Origin of the sequence: Nocardia sp. NPDC051990 (assembly GCF_040680755.1) — a bacterium.
Classification (GTDB): domain Bacteria; phylum Actinomycetota; class Actinomycetes; order Mycobacteriales; family Mycobacteriaceae; genus Nocardia.
Window position 1 is genome coordinate 82,916 of record NZ_JBFAXH010000014.1, and the last position, 20,418, is coordinate 103,333.

19 protein-coding genes are annotated in these 20,418 nt (G+C 63.7%); 4 read left to right on the top strand and 15 right to left on the bottom strand.

Features of this window, described 5'->3' with window-relative positions; translation table 11 throughout:
* Positions 1-323: 323 nt before the first annotated feature.
* The 3 genes from AB0L63_RS23480 to AB0L63_RS23490 all read right to left on the bottom strand — a co-directional run bounded on the left by AB0L63_RS23480 (position 324) and on the right by AB0L63_RS23490 (position 4,777).
* The gene (locus AB0L63_RS23480) at positions 324-2,312 is read right to left on the bottom strand and encodes a serine/threonine-protein kinase (protein ID WP_364504625.1); all 1,989 of its coding nucleotides are present in this window, start codon (positions 2,310-2,312) and stop codon (positions 324-326) included.
* Positions 2,313-3,513: 1,201 nt separating this feature from the next.
* Positions 3,514-4,068, bottom strand: coding sequence for a nuclear transport factor 2 family protein (locus AB0L63_RS23485; RefSeq protein ID WP_364504779.1), 555 nt, complete (start codon positions 4,066-4,068; stop codon positions 3,514-3,516).
* On the bottom strand, positions 3,971-4,777 hold the full coding sequence (locus AB0L63_RS23490; RefSeq protein ID WP_364504627.1) for an NAD(P)-binding domain-containing protein: 807 nt from the start codon (positions 4,775-4,777) through the stop codon (positions 3,971-3,973). Before AB0L63_RS23490 ends, AB0L63_RS23485 begins: the two co-directional genes overlap by 98 nt.
* Before the next feature lie 49 nt (positions 4,778-4,826).
* On the opposite strand from AB0L63_RS23490, the gene AB0L63_RS23495 reads away from it, so the two are divergent.
* Positions 4,827-5,333, top strand: coding sequence for a MerR family transcriptional regulator (locus AB0L63_RS23495; protein WP_364504629.1), 507 nt, complete (start codon positions 4,827-4,829; stop codon positions 5,331-5,333).
* Positions 5,334-5,499: 166 nt separating this feature from the next.
* Here the strand turns inward: AB0L63_RS23495 and AB0L63_RS23500 are convergent, their stop codons facing one another.
* The 5 genes from AB0L63_RS23500 to AB0L63_RS23520 all read right to left on the bottom strand — a co-directional run bounded on the left by AB0L63_RS23500 (position 5,500) and on the right by AB0L63_RS23520 (position 8,487).
* Complete coding sequence (locus AB0L63_RS23500; protein ID WP_364504631.1) at positions 5,500-5,766, bottom strand: hypothetical protein; 267 nt, start codon at positions 5,764-5,766, stop codon at positions 5,500-5,502.
* 204 nt (positions 5,767-5,970) lie between these two features.
* The gene (locus tag AB0L63_RS23505) at positions 5,971-6,366 is read right to left on the bottom strand and encodes a hypothetical protein (protein WP_364504633.1); all 396 of its coding nucleotides are present in this window, start codon (positions 6,364-6,366) and stop codon (positions 5,971-5,973) included.
* Between the two features lie 15 nt (positions 6,367-6,381).
* Complete coding sequence (locus AB0L63_RS23510) at positions 6,382-7,035, bottom strand: hypothetical protein (protein WP_364504798.1); 654 nt, start codon at positions 7,033-7,035, stop codon at positions 6,382-6,384.
* A gap of 86 nt (positions 7,036-7,121) precedes the next feature.
* Positions 7,122-7,469: an SDR family NAD(P)-dependent oxidoreductase gene (locus tag AB0L63_RS23515; protein WP_364504635.1), complete on the bottom strand. Its 348-nt coding sequence runs from the start codon at positions 7,467-7,469 to the stop codon at positions 7,122-7,124.
* Positions 7,470-7,614: 145 nt separating this feature from the next.
* Entirely contained in the window at positions 7,615-8,487 is an 873-nt protein-coding gene (locus AB0L63_RS23520) for an aldo/keto reductase family oxidoreductase (RefSeq protein WP_364504637.1), read from the bottom strand.
* Between the two features lie 132 nt (positions 8,488-8,619).
* On the opposite strand from AB0L63_RS23520, the gene AB0L63_RS23525 reads away from it, so the two are divergent.
* The gene (locus AB0L63_RS23525; protein WP_364504781.1) at positions 8,620-9,057 is read left to right on the top strand and encodes a helix-turn-helix domain-containing protein; all 438 of its coding nucleotides are present in this window, start codon (positions 8,620-8,622) and stop codon (positions 9,055-9,057) included.
* A 382-nt stretch (positions 9,058-9,439) separates the two neighbouring features.
* On the opposite strand, the gene AB0L63_RS23530 is transcribed toward AB0L63_RS23525, so the two are convergent.
* The 4 genes from AB0L63_RS23530 to AB0L63_RS23545 all read right to left on the bottom strand — a co-directional run bounded on the left by AB0L63_RS23530 (position 9,440) and on the right by AB0L63_RS23545 (position 13,976).
* Positions 9,440-9,799: a DoxX family protein gene (locus AB0L63_RS23530; RefSeq protein WP_364504639.1), complete on the bottom strand. Its 360-nt coding sequence runs from the start codon at positions 9,797-9,799 to the stop codon at positions 9,440-9,442.
* A 366-nt stretch (positions 9,800-10,165) separates the two neighbouring features.
* Positions 10,166-12,469, bottom strand: coding sequence for an excinuclease ABC subunit UvrA (locus tag AB0L63_RS23535; RefSeq protein ID WP_364504641.1), 2,304 nt, complete (start codon positions 12,467-12,469; stop codon positions 10,166-10,168).
* On the bottom strand, positions 12,469-13,395 hold the full coding sequence (locus AB0L63_RS23540; protein WP_364504643.1) for an SDR family oxidoreductase: 927 nt from the start codon (positions 13,393-13,395) through the stop codon (positions 12,469-12,471). Before AB0L63_RS23540 ends, AB0L63_RS23535 begins: the two co-directional genes overlap by 1 nt.
* Positions 13,392-13,976, bottom strand: a complete 585-nt coding sequence (locus tag AB0L63_RS23545; RefSeq protein ID WP_364504645.1) for a TetR/AcrR family transcriptional regulator — start codon at positions 13,974-13,976, stop codon at positions 13,392-13,394. The genes AB0L63_RS23540 and AB0L63_RS23545 overlap by 4 nt, the downstream gene beginning before the upstream one ends.
* 1,301 nt (positions 13,977-15,277) lie before the next feature.
* Between AB0L63_RS23545 and AB0L63_RS23550 the strand changes: the two genes are divergently transcribed.
* Both AB0L63_RS23550 and AB0L63_RS23555 read left to right on the top strand, forming a co-directional pair.
* Positions 15,278-16,486, top strand: a complete 1,209-nt coding sequence (locus AB0L63_RS23550) for a family 1 glycosylhydrolase (RefSeq protein WP_364504647.1) — start codon at positions 15,278-15,280, stop codon at positions 16,484-16,486.
* A 50-nt stretch (positions 16,487-16,536) separates the two neighbouring features.
* Positions 16,537-17,088 (top strand): GDSL-type esterase/lipase family protein, encoded by a 552-nt coding sequence (locus tag AB0L63_RS23555; protein WP_364504650.1) that lies wholly within the window; start codon positions 16,537-16,539, stop codon positions 17,086-17,088.
* Positions 17,089-17,148: 60 nt separating this feature from the next.
* On the opposite strand, the gene AB0L63_RS23560 is transcribed toward AB0L63_RS23555, so the two are convergent.
* The 3 genes from AB0L63_RS23560 to AB0L63_RS23570 all read right to left on the bottom strand — a co-directional run bounded on the left by AB0L63_RS23560 (position 17,149) and on the right by AB0L63_RS23570 (position 20,299).
* Positions 17,149-18,645: an MFS transporter gene (locus AB0L63_RS23560; RefSeq protein WP_364504652.1), complete on the bottom strand. Its 1,497-nt coding sequence runs from the start codon at positions 18,643-18,645 to the stop codon at positions 17,149-17,151.
* Between the two features lie 215 nt (positions 18,646-18,860).
* Complete coding sequence (locus AB0L63_RS23565) at positions 18,861-19,616, bottom strand: hypothetical protein (protein WP_364504654.1); 756 nt, start codon at positions 19,614-19,616, stop codon at positions 18,861-18,863.
* Positions 19,613-20,299 carry a hypothetical protein gene (locus AB0L63_RS23570; protein WP_364504656.1) on the bottom strand — a complete coding sequence of 229 codons (687 nt, stop codon included), beginning with the start codon at positions 20,297-20,299 and terminating at the stop codon, positions 19,613-19,615. Before AB0L63_RS23570 ends, AB0L63_RS23565 begins: the two co-directional genes overlap by 4 nt.
* Positions 20,300-20,418 lie beyond the last annotated feature (119 nt).

Sequence of the window (20,418 nt, forward strand, 5' to 3'; positions counted from 1 at the left end):
TAGTTCTTCAGGTCGCGGAGGGGCGGGGGCTCCTGCGAGATCGATCCGGGGTGTCCCGGCCCCAGCCCCGGACCAGGGCGGACTGGCTGTGCCACCCCCCAGCGAGCGACCGAAGCCCAAGGACCCATGGCCAGAGCCACAGCCCTGCCTCAGTTGGTGATGGTGTTGGTGTTGGATAGCAACGGACAGCAGCCACCGCTCGGACTGACCGAGTTCGCACGTCGCATCGGCATCGAAGACCAATTGACTTCGTCAGTCCGCATGACGCGAGTAATCGACGTATGGTCGACGCTGGTTTGCCGACGCGGCGGAGACATCGGCGTCTACAGCGGGTTATTTTTGAACCAATCGAACAATCCCTGATCGGTCTTGGGCCGGTTGGAGGGGGAATCGGGACGGACAGATACGGCTCGAATGGCGATGTCGCTGCTCTGATCCAATGCGACGAGCGTCGGCAAGGGATCGGTGATGCAGGTGAACCGGCCGACGGTCGTACCATTTCGAATCGACGGTTGCTCGGGAACCGTTGCACCGTTGCACGCACGCCCGCCGGACTTCCTCATGACACCATCGAAAAACTGGGTCGCGATCGGATGGTTGGGAAATTGGAAAAACCTTGCTGTCGGCGCACCAGACTCGTTGCCCAAGCATAGAACGACGGCGGTCGCATCGCTCTCGGGTGCCTCGTGTCGACAGTATCGTGGGTCGTAGGCTTTGGGCACTTTGGTGAGCAGATCGCGGTCGGCCTGAGTGTAGAAGTCCGGGTCCCTCGGAGTGGTCTGGAATTGCGAATTCCCGTCTCCCGTGTCGTGCAGTGTCCAGTAGGACAAGCCAGCGCTACCGCCCACCGACTCGGTGAAGGAGAAAACAGCCATGCTCATGGCCGCGTCGTCGGTTTGGATCACCCCCGACGTCGGTGGTGTGGTCGTGGTATTCGTGAAGCAGGCCATTCGCCCGACCTGCCTGCCGGCCCTCGTCGCGGGGCCGTCGGGGCCGGGTGGATAGCCCGGACAGTTGCTGGTCTGTAACACCATCCCGTGATAGGCCTTGCCTAGTGCATCGGCGTTGGGAAACAGGTAGAACTCCGCGCTGGGCACGCGGATTTCGGGGATCTCGTCGCAGGTGAGATGGGCTTTCTCCCCCAGAATCGCCTCTGGGTTCAGGTGGTGACAGATGCTGCGGTTATACGGGTCTTGCAGGATCTTCAGCAGGGTGACATCGTCGGCGGTGAATTCGGATTTCGCCGACCCTGGGGTCGGTGGTGCGGGCTTGTGGAGCAGCGGCCAGGCTCCGACGGCCGCGATGGCCACGGCAGCAGCAGCGGCGATCCAGAGGCGCCGTGGCCGGCGCCTGGGCGCCGGGACGGATCTCGCCTCGGGTGTGGAGGTCGCCCGGGGTGTGGGATGCGCCGCCACGGTGGGATCGTATTCGGATATGGCGAGGGGACTATCGTCTTCGGCGTCGTCGGTAGGCGATGCGAGTGCGGCGTGGGCGGCGGCGGCCAGTTCGCCTGCGCTGGCGTAGCGTTCATCGGCCGACTTCGCCATGCCGCGCGCGACGACAGCGTCGATCGAGACCGGGATTCCCGGTGCATAGCTGCTCGTTCGGGGTGGAAGCTCGATCATGTGGGCCCGCATGATGGCGGCGTCGCCGCCGTCGGTCGCGTAAGGGCGGGTACCGGTCAGACATTCGTGCAACACGCACGCCAGGGCATACACGTCGACAGCCGGGGTGGTCGGGCCGGCTCGGAAACGTTCAGGTGCCATGTAGTTGAACGAGCCGATCGCCGATCCAGTCTGGGTCAGGCGTTCGTCGGTGTCCGTGTTGGCCAGGCCGAAGTCGACCAGATAGGCGAACCCGTCGTCGGTGAGCAGGATATTGTCCGGCTTGACGTCACGATGGATCAGGCCGTCGTGGTGTGCGGCGTCGAGTCCGGCTGCGATCTGGCTGATCACCGAAACAGCTTGCTCGGGCGGCAGCGGGCCGCGGGTTCTCACCACGGTGCGCAGGCTTTCGCCGTGCACAAGTCGCATGTCGATGTAGAGCAGCCCGTCGATCTCGCCGTAATCGTGGATCGGGATGACGTGGGGCTCCTGCAGCAGCGCGGCGATGTGGGATTCGCGCCGGAACCGGGCCCGATAGACCGGGTCATCGGCCAGCTGTTCGGGCAGCACTTTCACCGCGACCACCCGGCCCTTGGTGGTGTCGAGCGCCTCGAATACCCTGCCCATCCCACCGGAACCGATCAGCCGCCGCAGGCGATATTTCCCGAACGCCGACCCTGGCATCAGTGGCGGCCGTAGGTTGTTCACGACTGCCTTGCCTGCGTTGCGGGTAATCCGCGCAGGCTGGTCGAAATCGAGAATCGGTGCTTGAACATTGTCGACTTACCAATTGGTCGACGACACGGCTTCGGCCCCTTCGGCGAAAGCGCGACCCCACTGCCACACGATCTATACCCCTCCGGATTGTAGTCCAATGGTGCTGGCTGGCGTGCTACGACTGCTCGGGTATCGACAGGCTCTCGCGCCGACACATCCGGCGAATGCTGGTGACTCACCGCTGACGGCGGCACCATCTCGTTCCACGGACTCGCCTGGAGGATTTGGTTCGCTGCATGCTGCGCGCAGCGTGCGGCGCGCAGCCGGTACTGCGATCGCTCCGGCGTACGGGCAACCGAAGAACACCCGCAGGAACTCGCGTCCGGGCGGATACGGCACCGGCACCGCCCGATCGGCCTCCAAACCGTCCGGTGGCCAGACCGCCACCGCCCGTGCGTCGGGTCGAGTGGGTAGCTCACCGCCTCCGCGACCAGTTCGCGGCCCTCCTCGCTGAGAAAGGTGTAGCGCGGTAGGCATCGGCTCGGTCGCGAACATCCGCGACAAAGGTGGACGGCATTCGTGAACTCCTGGGAAGCTGGTTCGTGTATCGGCGCGCGGTGGGTGAGGTCTGCCGCTTCATTGGTCGCAGCCCTTGACGAGAATCTTCGGCGCTGGCGCTCGTCGTGAATAGCCACCACAGGTGGCGATCGTTTTCACCCTGGGGCAACATCTCCCGCCCTGGGTGGCACAGCACGGCTGGTCGGCGCCGATTCCACCACGGTTGTACAACCGGCGGGTCCGCTGCCCGACGCGATTCCGCGCGCTTCCCAGTTCCTTGTCAACGCCGACCCGTCCGCCATGAATGAGATCGACATGTCTGTCCACCGGTTGGCACAGTCTTGGCACACTGACCTTGAAATAAAGAAAGACCCGGTACGAATACCGGGTCTGAATTGCTCGAATAAGTGGACCTTGGGGACCTTTAGCCCGGGTCCGGCCAGTTATCGGTGCGAGGCCCGAAGCGCCGCGGTCGGCGACGGGATCGGATCGGCAGATGCAGCAAGAGCGGCGGCAGGTCGTTGCGCCGACAACGGAGCACCGCGTTGGTCCACGGGAGATACCGGGGAGACAGACCTTGTACTACCCGCACCGACCGAGCGTCGGTGCGGGTACCTACCCCTTCCTCGGCGGCCTATCCCGCAGTGCGGGAAGCGAAGAATCCGAAGACCCTGCGAATCCGGCCGTGTTCGAGCTCGACTGTGTCCCAGCCTCGCCCGATAGGCGATTCACCTGATAGCCCGAAACTCCAGTCGAAGTAGACAGAGTTGTGGTGACCGTGTACCTCGCCGAACTGGAACGTTGCTTCGGTGAATTGCGTCTGCCAGCGGGCGATATGGTCGTCGATAGCTCGAAGGCCCACGGCCTGGACACTGGGGTCGACATACTCCGCATGGGCGGTGAATACCTCGGCGGCGAGAGCACGTCGCCGGCGCGGGTCACGCTCGTTCCAAGTGGAGATGTATTTCGCCACCAGTCGGGCCCCAGCGTCGGCGTCGGTACCTTCGCCGGTACCGGTCGCCGGCCCCGCTCTGAATTGATGAACCATGGCGGGATAGCCCTCGCTGCCGTGCCCAGCGGCGACCGCGCGGTCAGCCATGGCCTGGAACAGTCTGGGCAACTCGGCATCGACACCCGCCGCCTCGCTCTCCTCCACAAGGTGCCGCATGCTCCGGGCATGAGTCTCCAGAGCCGCATCGTCGGCGGGGTAGGACGCGCTGTCGACCTGCTGGGCATAGGCGTTGAGCCATCCGACTAGTTCCTCGGGCCGCCTGCTGCACGAATGGTGTGAACGTGGCTGCGTCGACATCTACGGTCTCGACCAGGGCCACGCCTTGGAGCCAGGCATTCAGAATGCTCCACATCATGACGAGCCCGGCCGCGTCGTAGACCGATGCCGTCCCGTGGTCCGCACCGAGGTACGTCGCGGTACCGACTGCGGCGAGTGCAGCCTCGTACCTCTCGAAGTACGGCTTCGGGCCGCTGTAGAGGATCACAGCTTCGGGCGTACCGATCGCGGCGGGAACGGCCATGATCGCTCCGTCCATGTAGTGTGCACCGCGCGCCTCGACCCAGTCGGCGGTCTCCCGAGCCTCGGCCGAGTCACCTGAGGTCAGGTTGACCAGCACGGTGCCGTCGAGCTCGACATCGTCCACATCCAGCAGATCACGCACGGCCTGGTAGTCGGTGACGCAGACAACTGTCAAGGATCCCGCCCGGACCGCAGCGCCGACCGACGGTGCCAGCTCTGCCCCATCGGCGACCAGTTGGTCGGCCTTGGCCGTCGTGCGGTTCCACACGGTGGTGGGATGCCCGGCATTCAGGAACGCGTTGGCGAGAGCGCAGCCCATCAGGCCGAGTCCGATGACTGTTACGGGTTCCAAGGGTTTGTCGTTCATGTCGGTATGATCAACGTTGATACCGGTATGAAGGTCAAGGGAGGGCACTGTGCAGATCGGCGAGCTCAGCCGGCGTACCGGGGTCAGAAACCACCAGCTGCGCTACTACGAAGCCCAGGGCCTGTTGGAAGCACACCGGACCGGCAACGGTTACCGCGAGTACGACGAGACCGCCGTGCTGCGGGTGAAGCAGATCCGGCACCTACTCGGTGCCGGCTTGTCTTCGGAGGACATCGCCTACCTGCTCCCGTGCGCGAACGGAGAAGCCCCTGAATTCGTCGGGTGCCCCGAATTGTTGGCGGCGATGCGGTCCCGGTTGCGGCGGCTGGACGAGCAGATGCACACCCTTGCACAGTCTCGCGATGCTCTCTCCGGTTATATCGATGCTGCCGAACAGATGGGCCGAGACCACTATCCGCCGTTCGAAGGCGACGACCTGGACCGGCTGCGCGACCGCGGCGTCCGTACACGCGCCCCGCACGGAAGGACCCGGTCGCGCAGCGACCCGAACCCCGGCGGGTACGGCAACTCGATGCCGACGGAGTCGCGGCGCTGATCACCGGCGACCAGGCTGGAGCCACCGTGTATGAACTGGCCGCCCAATTCGGCATCGAACGACGCACAGTCAGCAATTTCCTCCACAAGCACGAGATACCCATGCGCCGCCGCGGCCTGTCGCCCGACCAGGTCGACACCGCCATCCATCTCCTATGCGACCGCGGCTAGTCACTCGCCCGAGCAGCCCGACAGTGGCTCGCCGTAGCGGGCTTTCTCATCTTGCGGGACGGTCGCAGCATGGTGATCCCGTACTCGCCCAGCAGCGTCTCGAATTCGCGGCCCGCGAAACCTTTGTCGCAGATCAGCGGGATACCGTGGTGCTCACCCGCCACGTCCGCATCGACCTCGAGCATGGCCGAAAGTACTTCACGTTCATCGATTTTCGGGTCGGCCAGCGCCCACAAGGTCGGCATCCCGACCGGGGTGCACACCAACCCCGTTGGAGATTGCGTGGCAGTGGCGTCTTGAAGCCATGTTCCGGCTCGACCAATGTGATGCTGAGCCAAGTCGGTGACCTGCGGTGCATCAGATTGATTGAGATTGATTGAGCTGGAACAGGATCAGCGTCTCAATCAATCTGATGCCAGGAAACGGATACGCGCAGGCACGCCCGCCGCCGAGCAGCGGCCGGAGGATCAGTATTCGAAATAGTCTTCAGTACTGATGTGCGGATTCGGTTCTGATTGAAGGGGACCTTGAACAGGCCGATCGCGCACAGGCTCTGTCCTGGTTTTGAACAATGTGGCGAGCAGTACCAAGGTTGTCGCGATCACGATGTGCGCGGTAAGCATCACCAACATGGGGAGGGCGAAGCCCTCGTTGGTGAGAATGCCGTGGTCTCCTACACAGTAGAGGGTGTAGTTGGTGGAGGTGCCTTCGGAGTCGTGGAAGGTGTCGGAGACGACCATGGGTTCGGTGGCCTGGGATGAACAGAACAGGGGCGCGGTGAGTTTCGCTTCGCCAGGCCAGATGGCGACGGGCACGACGAAGCTGAAGGCGCCGACGAGGAGGCCGGTCGAGAGGGTTGTCACTGCACGGGGCATCGGCTATACCTGCTGGGCTCGGAGGAAGACGCCGGTGCGGTCGAATTCGGCGACCACCTCCGAGCGGGCGGAGACCACGTTGGCGACGATGCGGACGTCGCGGCCGAAGCGGCTCACCACGATGGCGGTGACCTGCCCGTCGGGGATTTCGCTGCGCGTGCGGGCGGTGTCGACTATGTCTTCGATACGCGAGAGGCCGGGCACCTCGCTAATCGTGAAGTTCTCGCCGTCCAGGTCGTCGAAGGAGGAAACCCGCACGGGGCGTGGGGCACTCAGGTCGCCGAGGGTGAAGGAATAGTCGTCCATCACGCGGGACAGACCGGGCGGCCGGACGCGCAGGCGGACAGTGGGTTCGCGGGCGGCGAAATCGCTTCCGGCGAGGAAGTTGGTCACCTGGGCAGGCTGGTTGTTCAGGACGAGCCGGAACTGGGTGGAGTTCGGTGCCGTGAGGAGGATAACGTTCACATCCGGGTCGCTGGCGTTGATGCGCTGGGCCAGCGCGGCGATCGCGGCCTGCGGCAGGGCGCTCACCAATCCGCCGCCGCGTGTTCGAATCTGGTCCTCGAAATCCGCGCGGTCCACCGCCCCGATACATCCGCTGGTACTGCCGAGCACGGCCAGGCACAGCAGGACACGGAACCAGTTGCCACGGTGCATGTCCCGAATGCTATGCGTTGCAAACCGATTGCGCTGGATCGCTCCTCGAACGAAATTGCTCGTCGGTGTGCTGTCCTGCTGATGCATCAACGGGGTATGGAGCAGTTTCTGGCCCGGCGCAGCGAGTCGCTGACCGCCTCGAGGGCGAATTTCGTGCCCGCGTAAGGGCCGTAGGTGGGCATGGCGATCCGCCCGCCGACCGAGCTGATGTTGACGACGCGGCCCGAGTCGCGCAGCAGCGCGGGCAGCAGCGCCTGGGTGACGGCGATGTGGCCGAAGAGGTTGACCTCGAACTGTTTTCGCCACTGGTCCAGCGGCAGGGTCTCGACGGGTGCGTTGATTTGGATGGCGGCATTGTTGACCAGCGCGCGCAGCGCACCCGCCTGCGAGTCGTCGAAGCGTGAGGCCAGCCGCGCGGCATGCGAGGACCGCACGGTCGGGATCGAGCCACTGGCCGGTGATTTCGAGCCCGAGCTCGTCCAGTCGACAGAAGGTGGTCAGGTCAGCGCGGGAGAGACCTGGACCAGGATTAGCGTCGTTCACGTCGGACGCTGCTTGCCGACGCCTCCCGTTGGCTGGTCAGCGGCCGATGCTGTCCAGCTCGGCCACGTCTTCGTCGGAGAGGGAGAGCCCGGCGTCGGCGATGTTCTCGCGCAGATGCGCCGTCGATGATGTGCCGGGGATGAGCAGGATGTTCGGGGAGCGCTGCAGTAGCCAGGCCAGTGCCACGGACATCGGTGCTACCCCCAGTCGGTTCGCGACTCCCGAGAGCGCCGCGGACTGTAGCGGCGTGAAGCCCCCGAGGGGGAAGAACGGTACGTAGGCGATGTCGTCGTCGGCGAGTCGGTCGATGAGGTCGTCGTCGTAGCGGTGGGCGAGGTTGTACATGTTCTGCACGCACACGATCTGGGCGATGCTCTGGGCCTCGGCGACCTGCTCGGTGGTGACGTTGCTGACCCCGAGGTGGCGGATCAGACCCTTCTGCTGCAGGTCGACGAGCGTCCCGAGCGCCTCGGCGAGCGAGCCGGGCTGGGGGCCTTCGGCATCGCCCATACGCATGTTGACCAGGTCGAGTACCTCGACGCCAAGGGACTGGAGGTTCTCGTGGACCTGCTTGCGCAGGTCTTCGGGTCGCCGGGCTGTGGGCCAGCCGCCCTGCGCGTCGCGGTTCGCCCCCACCTTGGTGGCAATGAACAACGACCCCGGATAGGGGTGCAGGGCTTCGCGGATCAGCTCGTTGGTGACCTGCGGGCCGTAAGCGACACTGGTGTCGATGTGGGTGATCCCGGCCTCGACTGCCTCGCGCAGCACCGCGAGGGCACCGTTGTGGTCGGCGGGCGGCCCCATGACCCACGGGCCCGCGAGCTGCATCGCGCCGTAGCCGAAGCGGGTGACGGTCGAGTCGCCCAGAGTCCAGGTGCCGCCGGGAAGTGAAGTGGAGGATGCATTCATCGTGCTTCGTTCTGCTCCCTGATCAGGGGTAGCGCGTGTCGCCACCACGGATCATCATTGGGGAGTTACTTCCCATCCGGAAGTAGGCACTCCAAGGTGCGCAACTCACTCTCAGGAACAGGTGTGATCAGGTTGGGGACGACAAGCGCCGCGCAGAGACGAGCGCAGGCCAAGGTGGAGTACAACGCGTTCTTGGCGGCGTGTCCTAGTCGCCAGCTGCTCGACCGGATCTCGGACAAGTGGGTTGTGCTCGTTCTGTGCGCCCTCGCTGGCGACGCTTCCGACCAGCCCGGTGCGGCGGGCGATGCGGCGGCGATGCGCTACTCCGAGATTTCGCGCCTGCTGGCGGGAGTCAGCCAGAAGATGTTGACCCAGACATTGCGGTCGCTGGAACGTGATGGCCTGATCACCCGCACCGTGACGCCAACCGTCCCCGTCACCGTCTCCTACAAGATGACCGACCTCGGCCTCTCCCTCCACCACCTGACCCGCGGCCTCAGATCGTGGGCGCAGAGCCACATGGACGAGGTCCTCACACACCGCGCGACCTACGATGCTCGCCTCTCGTAACCAACACCTCGAACCGTCAGACACCGCCACACCTCGATTGTGAAGAGCCAGAAAACCTACCACCGCACCCGACGACAACGCCGACTCGGCCGACTCACCCCGATCGAGTTTGAGACAATAAACCAGCCCGCGCTCGCGGCCTGAAACACCACACCCGCGAGTCAACCAAACTCGGGACAGTCCCATGCCCCTTGGGCTCTGCCAGAGGCCCTCCCTCGGGAGGCACCCGTGTCGACATCACATCGACGACGAAAGCGCGGGGTAACCGTGGGGCCAGCTCGAGTCTGCGCCTACACCCCAACAGGGCATCAGTGGGGCCTGCCAGGCCTCACCCAACCCGGAACGCACACGGGCACATATCCCGGAGCCGAGAAGTGTGTAGTCACGTCGGGAACGCCAGCACCGCAGCGCCCACACAGATCACAAACATAGCTGCCGCATTCAAAAACAGATTGCGGCCGAAATCCTGTGCTGCGACGTGCATCCCGATGGCTATGAGAAAATAGAGCACGAGCGCCGCACATGTCACCGCGGTCAGATACGGCACCCAGAGCCCGAGAATCAATCCTGCGCCGGCTGCGAACTTGATAGGTGACATAACCCACCAAAATCTCCTGGGCCAATTCACCCTTTCGAAACAGTCAGCGATGAACTGAAACGGCTTTATGCACATAATCGCGTCACCGAACTGAATGAACGCTAGGACCAAAACAGGCCATAACAGGTCAGGGAACTCAAACATTCAACCCACTCCGTCGTTGTCGCAGGACTTATATGGATGAGACGAGATGCCACCACATAACGTGACTGTGATGCCTATCACAATCCACTGTGCGGGCAGCGCGGCCTCAGGAGGCTGTGGGTCGAAGGGTTCCAGCCTGATTCCCCACAGATGGGCTGCGGGAAGGTGCCGTGACGACCCTTGCCGCCGGGTGAAGTTCACGATCCTGGCACAGTCTTCGTGCTGCCGAGGCTCGGCATGTCGTCGGCGGAGTACCCGACTCGGTAATGATGCCGAGCCTTTTCGGGTGATCCTGTCCGGAAGCCGTCGCCGCATTTGGGCGACCGATGATCGAAACAGTCGACAGCGAGGGTACTCGACGCCCATTCACAGCCCGACATAACTCCGCAAGTGTTGCGCAGTTACCGTCTGCGACGCACCTACCAACTCGGTTGGTGTGCCTTCGAACACGATCCGGCCGCCATCCTGCCCCGCGCCCGGTCCCAGATCGATGATCCAGTCGGCGCGAGCCATCAGGGCTCGATGGTGATCTGCGGCAACAACCGTCAGCCCAGAGTCGACGAGGCGGTCGAGAAGCACGGTCAGCCGCTGTACGTCATCGAGATGTAGCCCGGTTGTGGGTTCGTCGAGAACATAGATGCGTCCAGGTCCGGCCAGCTGGATCGCCAGCTTGAGGCGTTGTCGTTCCCCTCCGGAGAGCGTCGTCAGCGGCTGGCCGAGGGTGACGTAGCCGAGGCCCACGTCGATCAGGCGGTCGAGGATGGTCGAGTCGACGTCCGAGTCGAGAAAATCCCTCGCGTTTGCGATGGACATCGCCAGCACAGCACTGATGCTTTCCCCACGAAGGTGATACTCCAGTACCTTCGACCGGAACCTTCTGCCGGCGCACGCATCGCAGGGCGTGGCCACGGTCGCCATCATCGCGAGGTCGGTATATACAACGCCATTTCCGTTGCAACTCGGGCAAGCGCCTTCGGAGTTCGAACTGAACAGTGAAGGCTTCACTCCGTTCGCTTTAGCAAACGCCTGACGGATGGCGTCCATAATTCCTGTGTAGGTAGCGGGATTGCTTCTTCTCGATCCGCGGATGGTCGCTTGATCGAGAAATACAACATTCTCACCGCGCGGGATCAAGTCGCGAAGTAGCGAACTCTTGCCGGACCCGGCGACTCCCGTGACCACGGTCAGCACGGCCAGCGGAATATCGACGCTGACGTTCCGTAGATTGTTCGTGTTCGCAGAGTCGATGCTCAGTACGCCTGTCCACCGTCGCGGCGACGCTTTGATGGCGATCGCATCGTCAAGCCGTCGGCCGGTGATGGTCTCGCTACTCCGCAGCCCGGCCAGGGAACCTTCGTATGTGACGCGGCCACCGTCGATACCTGCACCCGGTCCGAGGTCGACGATGTGATCCGCTATGGCGATGGTCTCCGGCCTGTGTTCGACGACGAGAACCGTGTTTCCGCCGTTCCGAAGGCGTATGAGCAGGTCGTTCATCCGACAGATGTCGTGAGGGTGCAGTCCCGCGGTGGGCTCGTCGAACACGTAGACAAGATCTGTCAGACCGGCCCCGAGATGGCGAACCATCTTGATCCGTTGCGCCTCTCCTCCCGAGAGCGAGCCGGATGTGCGGTCGAGCGAAAGGTATCCCAGGCCGATTTCTATCAACGAGTCGAGCGACTGGATGACGCTCCGGATCAGCGGCGCTACTTTCGGCTCGCGAATGGATTCTACGAAGTCGCGCAGTTCGCGTGCCGGCATCGATGAGCACTCTGCAATGTTCTTCCCCTTGATGCGGGACAAGAGTGCAGTGCTGTTGAGTCTGGTCCCATCGCACTGCGGGCAGACTTCATCGGTGAGGGCCCGCTCCATGAATGCACGGAGATTGGGTTTCACCAAGTGCTTGTCCTTGGAGAGTATTGTTCTCTGCACTCTCGGTAAGAGACCCTCGTGTCGGGCATTTATGCCGTTCATAGGCACCGTCACTGCTTCTCTGTGGAGGAGCTCGTGCCACTCGGGCTCGCTGTAGTCGGCGAGTTTCTTGTCGCCGTCCAGACCGCCGGCCTCGACGAAGAGGCGAACCAGCCATCCACCCGGCCGGTAGCCCGGAACGGTGATTGCGCCCTCGTTCAGACTCTTTGTTCGGTCGACGAACTCCTCGAGGCTGATGTCGCTCACAACACCCACCCCTTGGCATCCAAGGCACATGCCGTCTGCCGCATTGAACCCGAACGACGACGCCGGCCCTGCCTGCGGCCGGCCGAGCCGACTGAACAGGATCCGCAACATGGAGTTGATATCCGTCGAGGTGCCGACGGTCGACCGGGCATTGGCGACCGGGGGCTTCTGATCGATGACGATGGTCGCCGCGAGGTTCTCCAGCGCGTCGACATCCGGACGAGATAGACGCGGCAGATGGCTCTGTGCGTACGACGAATACGTCTCATTGACGAGACGCTGCGACTCTCTGGCGATGGTATCGAAGACCAGCGATGATTTGCCGGAGCCCGAGACTCCGGTGAAGACAGTGATACATCTCTTGGGGATGTCCAGAGACAGGCTCGCGAGGTTGTTTTCCCTGGCGCCACGTACTCGGATCACCTCGTGCGAACGCAATCCGGGCGCGTCACGAATCGTCGTCGTCCGGGGAACCTCGTCGTAGGCCGTCATCAACGAAATCCCGAATCGTCGGCAGGCAGGCCCCGATCTTGTACTTCGACGATGTAACGCCAGGCATCTGGGCGTGTGCCGTCGACATCGTCGAAATTGTAGCGAGATGCGAGTTCGAAGCTGGAAACGACAGAACCCCCGAAACGATCGCGATCGAGGTCCTCAGCCAGCGCCGCGATTCCCCGTGCAACGAACGTGGGCGACTCCGAAATCACGAAATGCGGCTCAGCCGCGAGCGCCTCGCGCCAATTGTCCGCCCTGACGCCGAAGAGGTCCAGCATCGCTTCAGAGCGAAGCCAACCCGGCGTGACTGCGATAGCCGTACCGCCGTGCTGGGCCATCTCGTATTGGAGGGCGCCGGTCATCCGCTCGGTCGATGCTTTGACCAGATCATAGAAAAATCCCTGATCCTTGCGATAGGACCGGTTGTACTCGGTTGTCCCGTCGGTGAGTTCGATCAAGAGCGATCCGGGCCGACGTAACATCAGTGGAAGCACCTGGTGCGCGGTGATGACATGGCCGTCGATACCCAGTCGCAGCATCCGGAGACCTCGCTCCAGGTTGTGCTCCCAGAGTTTGTCGCCGAATTGCGCATAGATGTCGCCGCCGAACAGACCGTTCACCAAGATGTCCAGTCGGCCCTTTTCCGACTCGATCTGCTCGACCAGATTCGACACCGCCGATATGTCGAGGTGGTCGACGACGAGTGCGCGCCCGTCTCCGACTGCGGCGATGAGGTCGCCCGTCTCCTCGATCGTTTCGGGCCGATCGATCTCCGACCGCCCCGCGGATGCACTGCTTCGGCCAGTTGCATACACGAACGCTCCCGCTCGCGCGAGCTCCACGGCGATCGCGCGACTTGCACCACGGGTAGCGCCGGCCACAAGAGCGACGCGTCCGGTAAGGGGGCGGGCGGGTGCAGTCATCGGATGACCTTCCAGGAGTAGACAAGGGTGGTGAGCTGGTCACGTGCGTCATCGACCAGACTGCCGACGGGGGCAAGCGACCAGGAAAGATGGATCCCGGCCACCAAGGCGCGCAACATACGCGCTGCTTTGCGGTGATCGGGAGCGGACGGAAGTTGCGCACGAGCCTCTTCGACCGCGGACTGAAGGATTCGAGTCTCCCGCTCCCACCCTTCCGCAAGCAGAGTCCGCAAGGTTGAGTCCCGCAGATCGTCAGCAAAAGCGGCCAGCTGACTGCTCGCCCTGAAAGCGTGGTCGAACGTGGAGGTGTCCCACAGCGCGCCGGCGATGAGTCGTTCCACAGGGTCGTCGTGCGGACGCATAGCGGACGCCATCCCCGGCGCTATCGAGGCCAGCCACCGTTCCGAAACGGCAACGACCATTTGAGACTTGGACCCGAATCGCTTGATGAGGGTTGCAGGAGAGACACCCGCACGGGCGGCCACATCACCGAGCGTGAATCCGGCCGCTCCACTCTCGAGGAGTAGTTCGTGTGCGTGAGCGAGCAGCTCTTCGCTTGTCGTTTCCAGAGGACGAACCATAGAGTTAGTAAACCACAATTTACTAACTCTGCAGTCCGGGGGTGCCTCGTCGCGGGAGCGCGGTATGGACACCCTCGCCACCGCTGAGCGAACCGGGCGCATGCAACGTTCGCCCGCATCAACGTGGCTTATTTCACATAATTATTTGTTTCCACAATGAGGGTCTTGCGATATATGCGCGACAATTTTCGATGGCACCATCGACCGCCACGATTCCGGACCTGATCAGTCCTACCAGCGATCAATGCAGGTCATCCCCTACGAGGAGATTCCGTGGACGTTTCGATCCCCCGCCGGCGTCATCGAACAAATGGCCCTCGGTGCGGATGACATTCGGGCTGCAGCCCATGGGCATGATGATGCCGCCGCGGTCGACAGCCGGACGGCCGAACCATGCCATGGAGGGCACCGGCCATGACAGTCTCTGTAGACGAGAACAGCCCGACGACGGTCAGCTCCCTGGCCGCGAAGAGGAACCCGCTCTCTGATGTTCAAATCGAGCGATCAATATGTTCTCGATCGATTCGAACGAGATGGCGATAGGCAGGCGCTGATCGACCACCTCGAAAGGACTGACTGGAACAAGGATCCCGGATCCCGAAACCGTGGGGTTTCCGTGGGGTTGGACCAAATAAAACAGGCCAGTACGGTACAATACCGATCCTGACCTGCGGTTCCTGGTGGAGCTAAGGGGACTCGAACTTCCGGTTCCCCGTGCTCGCACGTCAATTTCGGTGCAATATCCTGCGATTCACGTGATTTCGGCACGCTAACGGTCGCTACCGTAACCCTCACGTGTTGACCCGGTCAACAATCCGCTACCCGGGGTCCGCGGGCCCGTACAGGTTGGGAGCGTCCAGCAAAATCGGTCACGTCGTATAAGTCATGCTCGGCATCCCGAGAGACCACGAATATCGGCGCACCCCGCGAACAGACGCCAACTGATCCCGATGCGCCGCAACGGACTCGGGCGCTTGCCCGCTAGCCGATCCACCACAACGGTGCCCTGATCGTCGACCTCGACCAGCTCACGCAGGCGGGCAGGAACGCTTCTTGATAGAAGTAGGCCGCACGGATCGGAGTTGATTCGCACGGCGCCGGTGTCCCGGCTGCTATCCCCGACGGTCAGGGCAGCGACTTCGCTGGGTCGGGACGTCGACGCCAGACAGAAACATCGTCGGCGCATGCCACCGTTGCGGCATCACCAGTTGTCTTCTCTGGACCGACGAAAGCGACTAAGCTAACCGACTGACGAGTCAGTATGTTAGGTCCGTAGGCCGAAGTTACGAGGTGTTCGAGCAATGAGTTCTGTGCTGCCAGCCAATTTTCTGTGGGGTGCCTCGACATCGCCGCATCAGACCGAGGGAGACAACCTCAACAGCGACTGGTGGGTGCTGGAGAACAGCGGAATCCCACTGATCCCCGAGCGCAGCGGTGATGCTCTGGACAGCTATCACCGTTACAGCGAGGAGATGGCGCTGCTGGCCGAGGCGGGATTGAACGCATACCGCTTCGGTGTGGAGTGGGCGCGAATCGAGCCTGAACGCGGGGAACTGTCACGCGCGGCGCTGGCCCACTACCGGCGCATGGTCGATACCGCGCTCGGCTGCGGTCTCACACCGGTGGTGACGCTGCACCACTTCACCAACCCGCGGTGGTTCACCGAACTGGGCGGCTGGACCAACCCGGAGGCGGTCGGCCATTTCGCCGGATTCGTGCGCGCCGTTGCGCCCATCCTGTCGGACGTTCCGTGGATCTGCACCATCAACGAGCCGAATATGGTCGCGTCCATGGCGGCGGTGCAACGCCACATCACAGACCCGAACGCATTGCGCAACATAGCCTTCGGCCTGCCGCCGGAGCCGGACCTCGACAGTGGCCGCATCCTGATCGACGCGCATCACGCCGCGACGGCGATCCTGCGGGCCGAGACCGATGCTGCGGTCGGATGGAGCGTCGCGCAGCAGGCATTCGTCGCGTCCCCCGGCTGCCAGGAGCAGCTCGCCGAGGCCAATCGGGTCTGGGAAGACCCGTATCTGGCCGCCGCGCGAGACGATGACTTCCTCGGCACGCAGGCCTACACCAGTCGGACGGTCGGCCCCGATGGCCCTATCCCGCATCCCGATAGTCCGGACAACACGCTCACCAACTGGGCCTACCGGCCTGATGCATTGGGCCTCGCGGTTCGTCACGCCTGGGAGGTCACCGACGGCACGCCGGTGTTGGTGACCGAAAACGGCATCGCCACAGCCGATGACGCGCGGCGGATCGCCTACACCACCGAAGCACTCACCAGTCTGGGGCAGGCAATGGCCGATGGCATCGATGTCCGGGGGTACCTGCATTGGTCGGCGCTGGACAACTACGAATGGGGACATTGGCTTCCGACCTTCGGACTGATCGCCGTCGACCGCCAGACCTTCACTCGCACAGCCAAACCCAGCCTGTCCTGGCTGGGCGGTCTTGCCCGCGCCAACGCACTGCCGCCGGTCGATACGGAGAATGCATAGTGCTGCTGTACAAACTCGGACACAGGTACATGCTCAGAACGTCCATCGCGATGCGGACATCGCAGTTCGAGCAGCTCCCGCCGCCCACCGGCCGGGTGGTCTTCCTCGGCGACAGCATCACCGAAGGCGGCCTGTGGCAGGAATGGTTCCCCGAGGTCGAATCCGTCAACCGGGGCATCGGCGGTGACACCATCGATAATCTGCTCACCCGTTTGGACACCGCGATCGACGCTCCGGCGGCAGTGTTCATGCTTATCGGCACGAACGATCTCGGTCTGGGGCGGTCGACCGACCGAGTCGCTGCGGATATGCGCCGCCTGGTCGGCGGGGTGCGCGACCGAGCCGCCGAAGCGCCGTTATTCGTGCAGAGCGTGATGCCCAGGCGCGGGAGATTCGCCGGGCGGATCCGCGAACTCAACCATGTCTACCGGGAGATCGCCGAACAAGCCGAGGCCGTCTACATCGACCTGTGGCCCGCGCTCGCCGACGAGAACGGCTGCCTGCGTGGCGAATTCACACGCGACCGTCTTCACCTGAGCGGCGCGGGCTACGCCGCATGGGTCGAGTTGCTCCGGCCGTATATCCGCACGCTGCCGGTCTAGAAACGCCCCACTGTCCGGAGCGGAAATGCTCCGGACAGTGCGGTCCATTCGCCAGGGACGTCAGCTCTCCGTCTCCGCATCGATGGATCCGCTGGTAACTGCCTCGATGGTGATCTCCTCGATGGTCCGGGGCAGCAGCAGAGCGGCGACGAAGCCGAGCAGAGCGATCGCCGCCACGATCAGGAATCCGGCCTTGAACCCGGCGTCGGTGTAGATGATTGCGCCGCCGAGCATCTGGGTGATCATCGGCGGCAGCGCAGCTGTGTACGAATTGTTCAGCACAGCGAAAACGACGACCGGCAGGATCGCCGGGATCACCGTCTGGAATACACCGATCAACGAGGCCGTCGAGGCTTGCAACTTCGGCGACACCGCTTCGATGAGCAAGTTCGGGGTCGACGCATACGCAAGGCCGAGGCCGAATCCGACCAGGCCGGCGAAGATCAGCACCATGCCCTTGTCGTCGTGGGAGTAGGCGGTGAGCACACTCCCGGCTCCGGCCGCAATCATACCGAGCACACTGGTCAGCCGCGGTCCGGCGATACGGTGACCGACCAGCACACCCACGATGAGGCCACCGATCTCACTCAGCACACCGATCGGGACCAGGAACACCGCGAAACCCTGTGCGTCGACACCGAATCCGTATCCCAGGCCGAGCATGGTCGGCGTCATGGCGAGCATCGGCAGCAACATTGTGTACAAACCCGATACGCCATAGGCACAGCCGGCGGCGATTGCCGTCAGCAGCACCGAACGGCGACGCCACACCTCGATATCGATCAACGCGTCCTTGGTCGCCCGGGCCGTCGCCACCCATATCGCGATCAGCGCTACACCACCGACCAGTAACGACAGCGTGGAAACGGCGGCCCAGCCCCAAATCGGTCCGGACGAAACACCTAGCAGTGCAGCGGCCAGACCCGCACCGAGCAGCACCGCGCCCACCACACCGACGCGCAGCGGCAGCCGAACCCGCGACTCATCGGTGGTCAGAGCGACCGCGGCAGCCGAAATACCGAGCAAGATCAGCAGAAGCCAGAAAACACTCCGGAAATCGTAGCTGTCCAGCAGCCATTCGGTCAGGAACGGCGCGGGGATGGCGATCAGAGCGGAACTCGCCGCCGCGACCGACACCGCCACGGCAACTGTCTTGGGCGGGAATACATCTCGGATCAGCGAGTAGCTCAGGAACACAGTCGCCACCAGCAGACCGAACAGGCATCGACCGGCGAGCAGGATCACGAAAGTGCTTGCGATCGCGGAGATCAACGCACCGCACGACGACAGGGCGAGGCAGATCAGCAGCATTCGACGCTTGCCGTAAAGATCGGCCAGCTTGCCGATCAATGGGGCGGTGGTCGCCCCGACCAGCAGAAACGATGTCATCAGCCAGCCACCGTGTGCGGTGTGGAATCGAGTGATGATGGCGGGCGAGGCCGTTGCCATCATCGGATAGCTGAGCGCCAAGGTCTCGAGGACCACAACGATCGCGGCGAGTGAGCAGACCTGACGCCAGCCCCATCCTGGGAGATCGCGACCCGCGTCTGGCGTCATGAGTGAGTCGGGCTGTGGCTCCACACCACTAGCAGATGTATTGGAGGCCATAGGGGGTCCTTTCGGGATGGTGCATGTGTGACGCCGAACCCATCGCTCCGCACAGAGTTTCGGAGTCCACGGGCCGGTGGGATGGTGCGGTGGCGGGAGGGGCCACCGGATGAGCCGGTCGGTCCGACCGTTGATCAGGGTCGGACCGACCGGCGTCTTCGGCTTCAGTTCGTTGCGCCGCTTCCGGAACTCGAGCCGGACGGCAGTTGCGGTACTCGCAGATGAGCGTCGGGCGCACCGGCGCCGTTGGTGCCGAGACCTTCCTTGGCGTACTGGCTTTCCCCGGGCGCCGCGGCGAGGGTGCCGAGGTAGTTCCACGCGCCGTAACCTGCGGCGGCCAGGCCCGCCAGAATCGTTCCGGCCAGCCCGCCGCCACCGGCGAAGACACCTATGATCGGCAGCCCGGTCAGCAAACAGCCCACCGTCAGTACCGCACAGGATGCCACCGCAACGACAACGCCGAGAATCGCGCCTGCCGCAGCACCTGCCAGGGGTCCTACGGCGGCCGCCTGCGCCATCTTCGAGAGCGCATCGTCGGCCGCGAGCTGGTTCTCCAGGGGAGAGGCGATCGGCTGCGCCATGGGCTGCGCGCTGGTCAAGTCCGGCAACAGCTCGAGGGTGCGGTTGTCGGCCGAGATATGCTGCCGGACTTCGTATTTCCGGTTTGCGATCACTATGGCCAGCGGGAGCTGCCCGATCGGCCGGCCGTCGTCGGCGATAACGAGGATCGACCGGCCATCGGGCACGACCGCGAAACTGCCCGCATCGATGGTCGTCGCAACCGTGCCGCCCGATACCTCGGTCCGATAGTGCACCTCCGGTGCAATCTGCTCGGCCGACGCGGGATGCGCACTCATGGCCGCGGCAAGGGCGATCGCCGACGCGGTCACCATGATTGTGGTGTTGTGCCGGAGCGTCATTTACCGTCCTCAGTACTCGGCGCGGGCCGACTGAATCCCGGAAGCTGGCTGGCGTACCGGCTTTCCCCGGGTGCGGCATTCATCGTGGTGAAGTAGTTCCAGAGCCCGCTGACCAGGCCGGGCGCTCCGCCCAGCGCCATACCGGCCAGCCCGCCGACGCCACCCAGCAATGTCACGATCGGGACCACGGCCAGCACACAGCCGATGCTGATAGCCACACATGCCGCGCCGGAGACCGCCAGCCCGGCGCCGATACCCACGACAGCGCCAACGATGGTGCCTACCAGAGTGCCCGCCGACAGCCCGAAGCTGACCGCATTGATCAGGTCGTTCATCGCGAGCTGGTTCTCGAGCGGAGATGCGATCGGCTGTGCGGCCGGTCGCGCGGCGGGCAGCTGCGGCGTCAGGCGCAGGCTGCGACCGCCGTCGGAGACCAGCGCGTCGATTCGATGACGCTGACCGTCGAGCGCGTAGGACAGCGGAACCGTATCCAGCACTGCACCATCGGCGTCGCGCAAGGCCGCCACAGCGGCGTCGTTGTCCACAGTGAATGTGCCGCTGTCGATCGTCGCCAGCACGCTGGCATCCTGGACAACCGCTTGGTAGTGGGCGGCGGCAGCCGCCTCGGCCGGAGTCGCAGTCGCACTCGCGGTACCCGTCCCGTTCATCGTCACGGCAGCCACGCCGACCGCCGTTGCGGCGATTCCAGTGCACAGGCTTTTTCGCAGATTCAATTCGATACCTCAACTGTTACGAGAAACTGTCGCCCGAAACGCATGGCGTCTACCGTTTCGACAGTCTT

What these genes read in the sequence shown, in the direction of transcription:
- AB0L63_RS23490 (WP_364504627.1), bottom strand. Translation starts at nt 4,777, where the DNA reads ATGAACGACAAACCCTTGGAACCCGTAACAGTCATCGGACTCGGCCTG.
- AB0L63_RS23510 (WP_364504798.1), bottom strand. Translation starts at nt 7,035, where the DNA reads ATGCACCGTGGCAACTGGTTCCGTGTCCTGCTGTGCCTGGCCGTGCTC.
- AB0L63_RS23520 (WP_364504637.1), bottom strand. Translation starts at nt 8,487, where the DNA reads ATGAATGCATCCTCCACTTCACTTCCCGGCGGCACCTGGACTCTGGGC.
- AB0L63_RS23530 (WP_364504639.1), bottom strand. Translation starts at nt 9,799, where the DNA reads ATGTTTGAGTTCCCTGACCTGTTATGGCCTGTTTTGGTCCTAGCGTTC.
- AB0L63_RS23535 (WP_364504641.1), bottom strand. Translation starts at nt 12,469, where the DNA reads ATGACGGCCTACGACGAGGTTCCCCGGACGACGACGATTCGTGACGCG.
- AB0L63_RS23540 (WP_364504643.1), bottom strand. Translation starts at nt 13,395, where the DNA reads ATGACTGCACCCGCCCGCCCCCTTACCGGACGCGTCGCTCTTGTGGCC.
- AB0L63_RS23545 (WP_364504645.1), bottom strand. Translation starts at nt 13,976, where the DNA reads ATGGTTCGTCCTCTGGAAACGACAAGCGAAGAGCTGCTCGCTCACGCA.
- AB0L63_RS23550 (WP_364504647.1), top strand. Translation starts at nt 15,278, where the DNA reads ATGAGTTCTGTGCTGCCAGCCAATTTTCTGTGGGGTGCCTCGACATCG.
- AB0L63_RS23555 (WP_364504650.1), top strand. Translation starts at nt 16,537, where the DNA reads ATGCGGACATCGCAGTTCGAGCAGCTCCCGCCGCCCACCGGCCGGGTG.
- AB0L63_RS23560 (WP_364504652.1), bottom strand. Translation starts at nt 18,645, where the DNA reads ATGACGCCAGACGCGGGTCGCGATCTCCCAGGATGGGGCTGGCGTCAG.
- AB0L63_RS23565 (WP_364504654.1), bottom strand. Translation starts at nt 19,616, where the DNA reads ATGACGCTCCGGCACAACACCACAATCATGGTGACCGCGTCGGCGATC.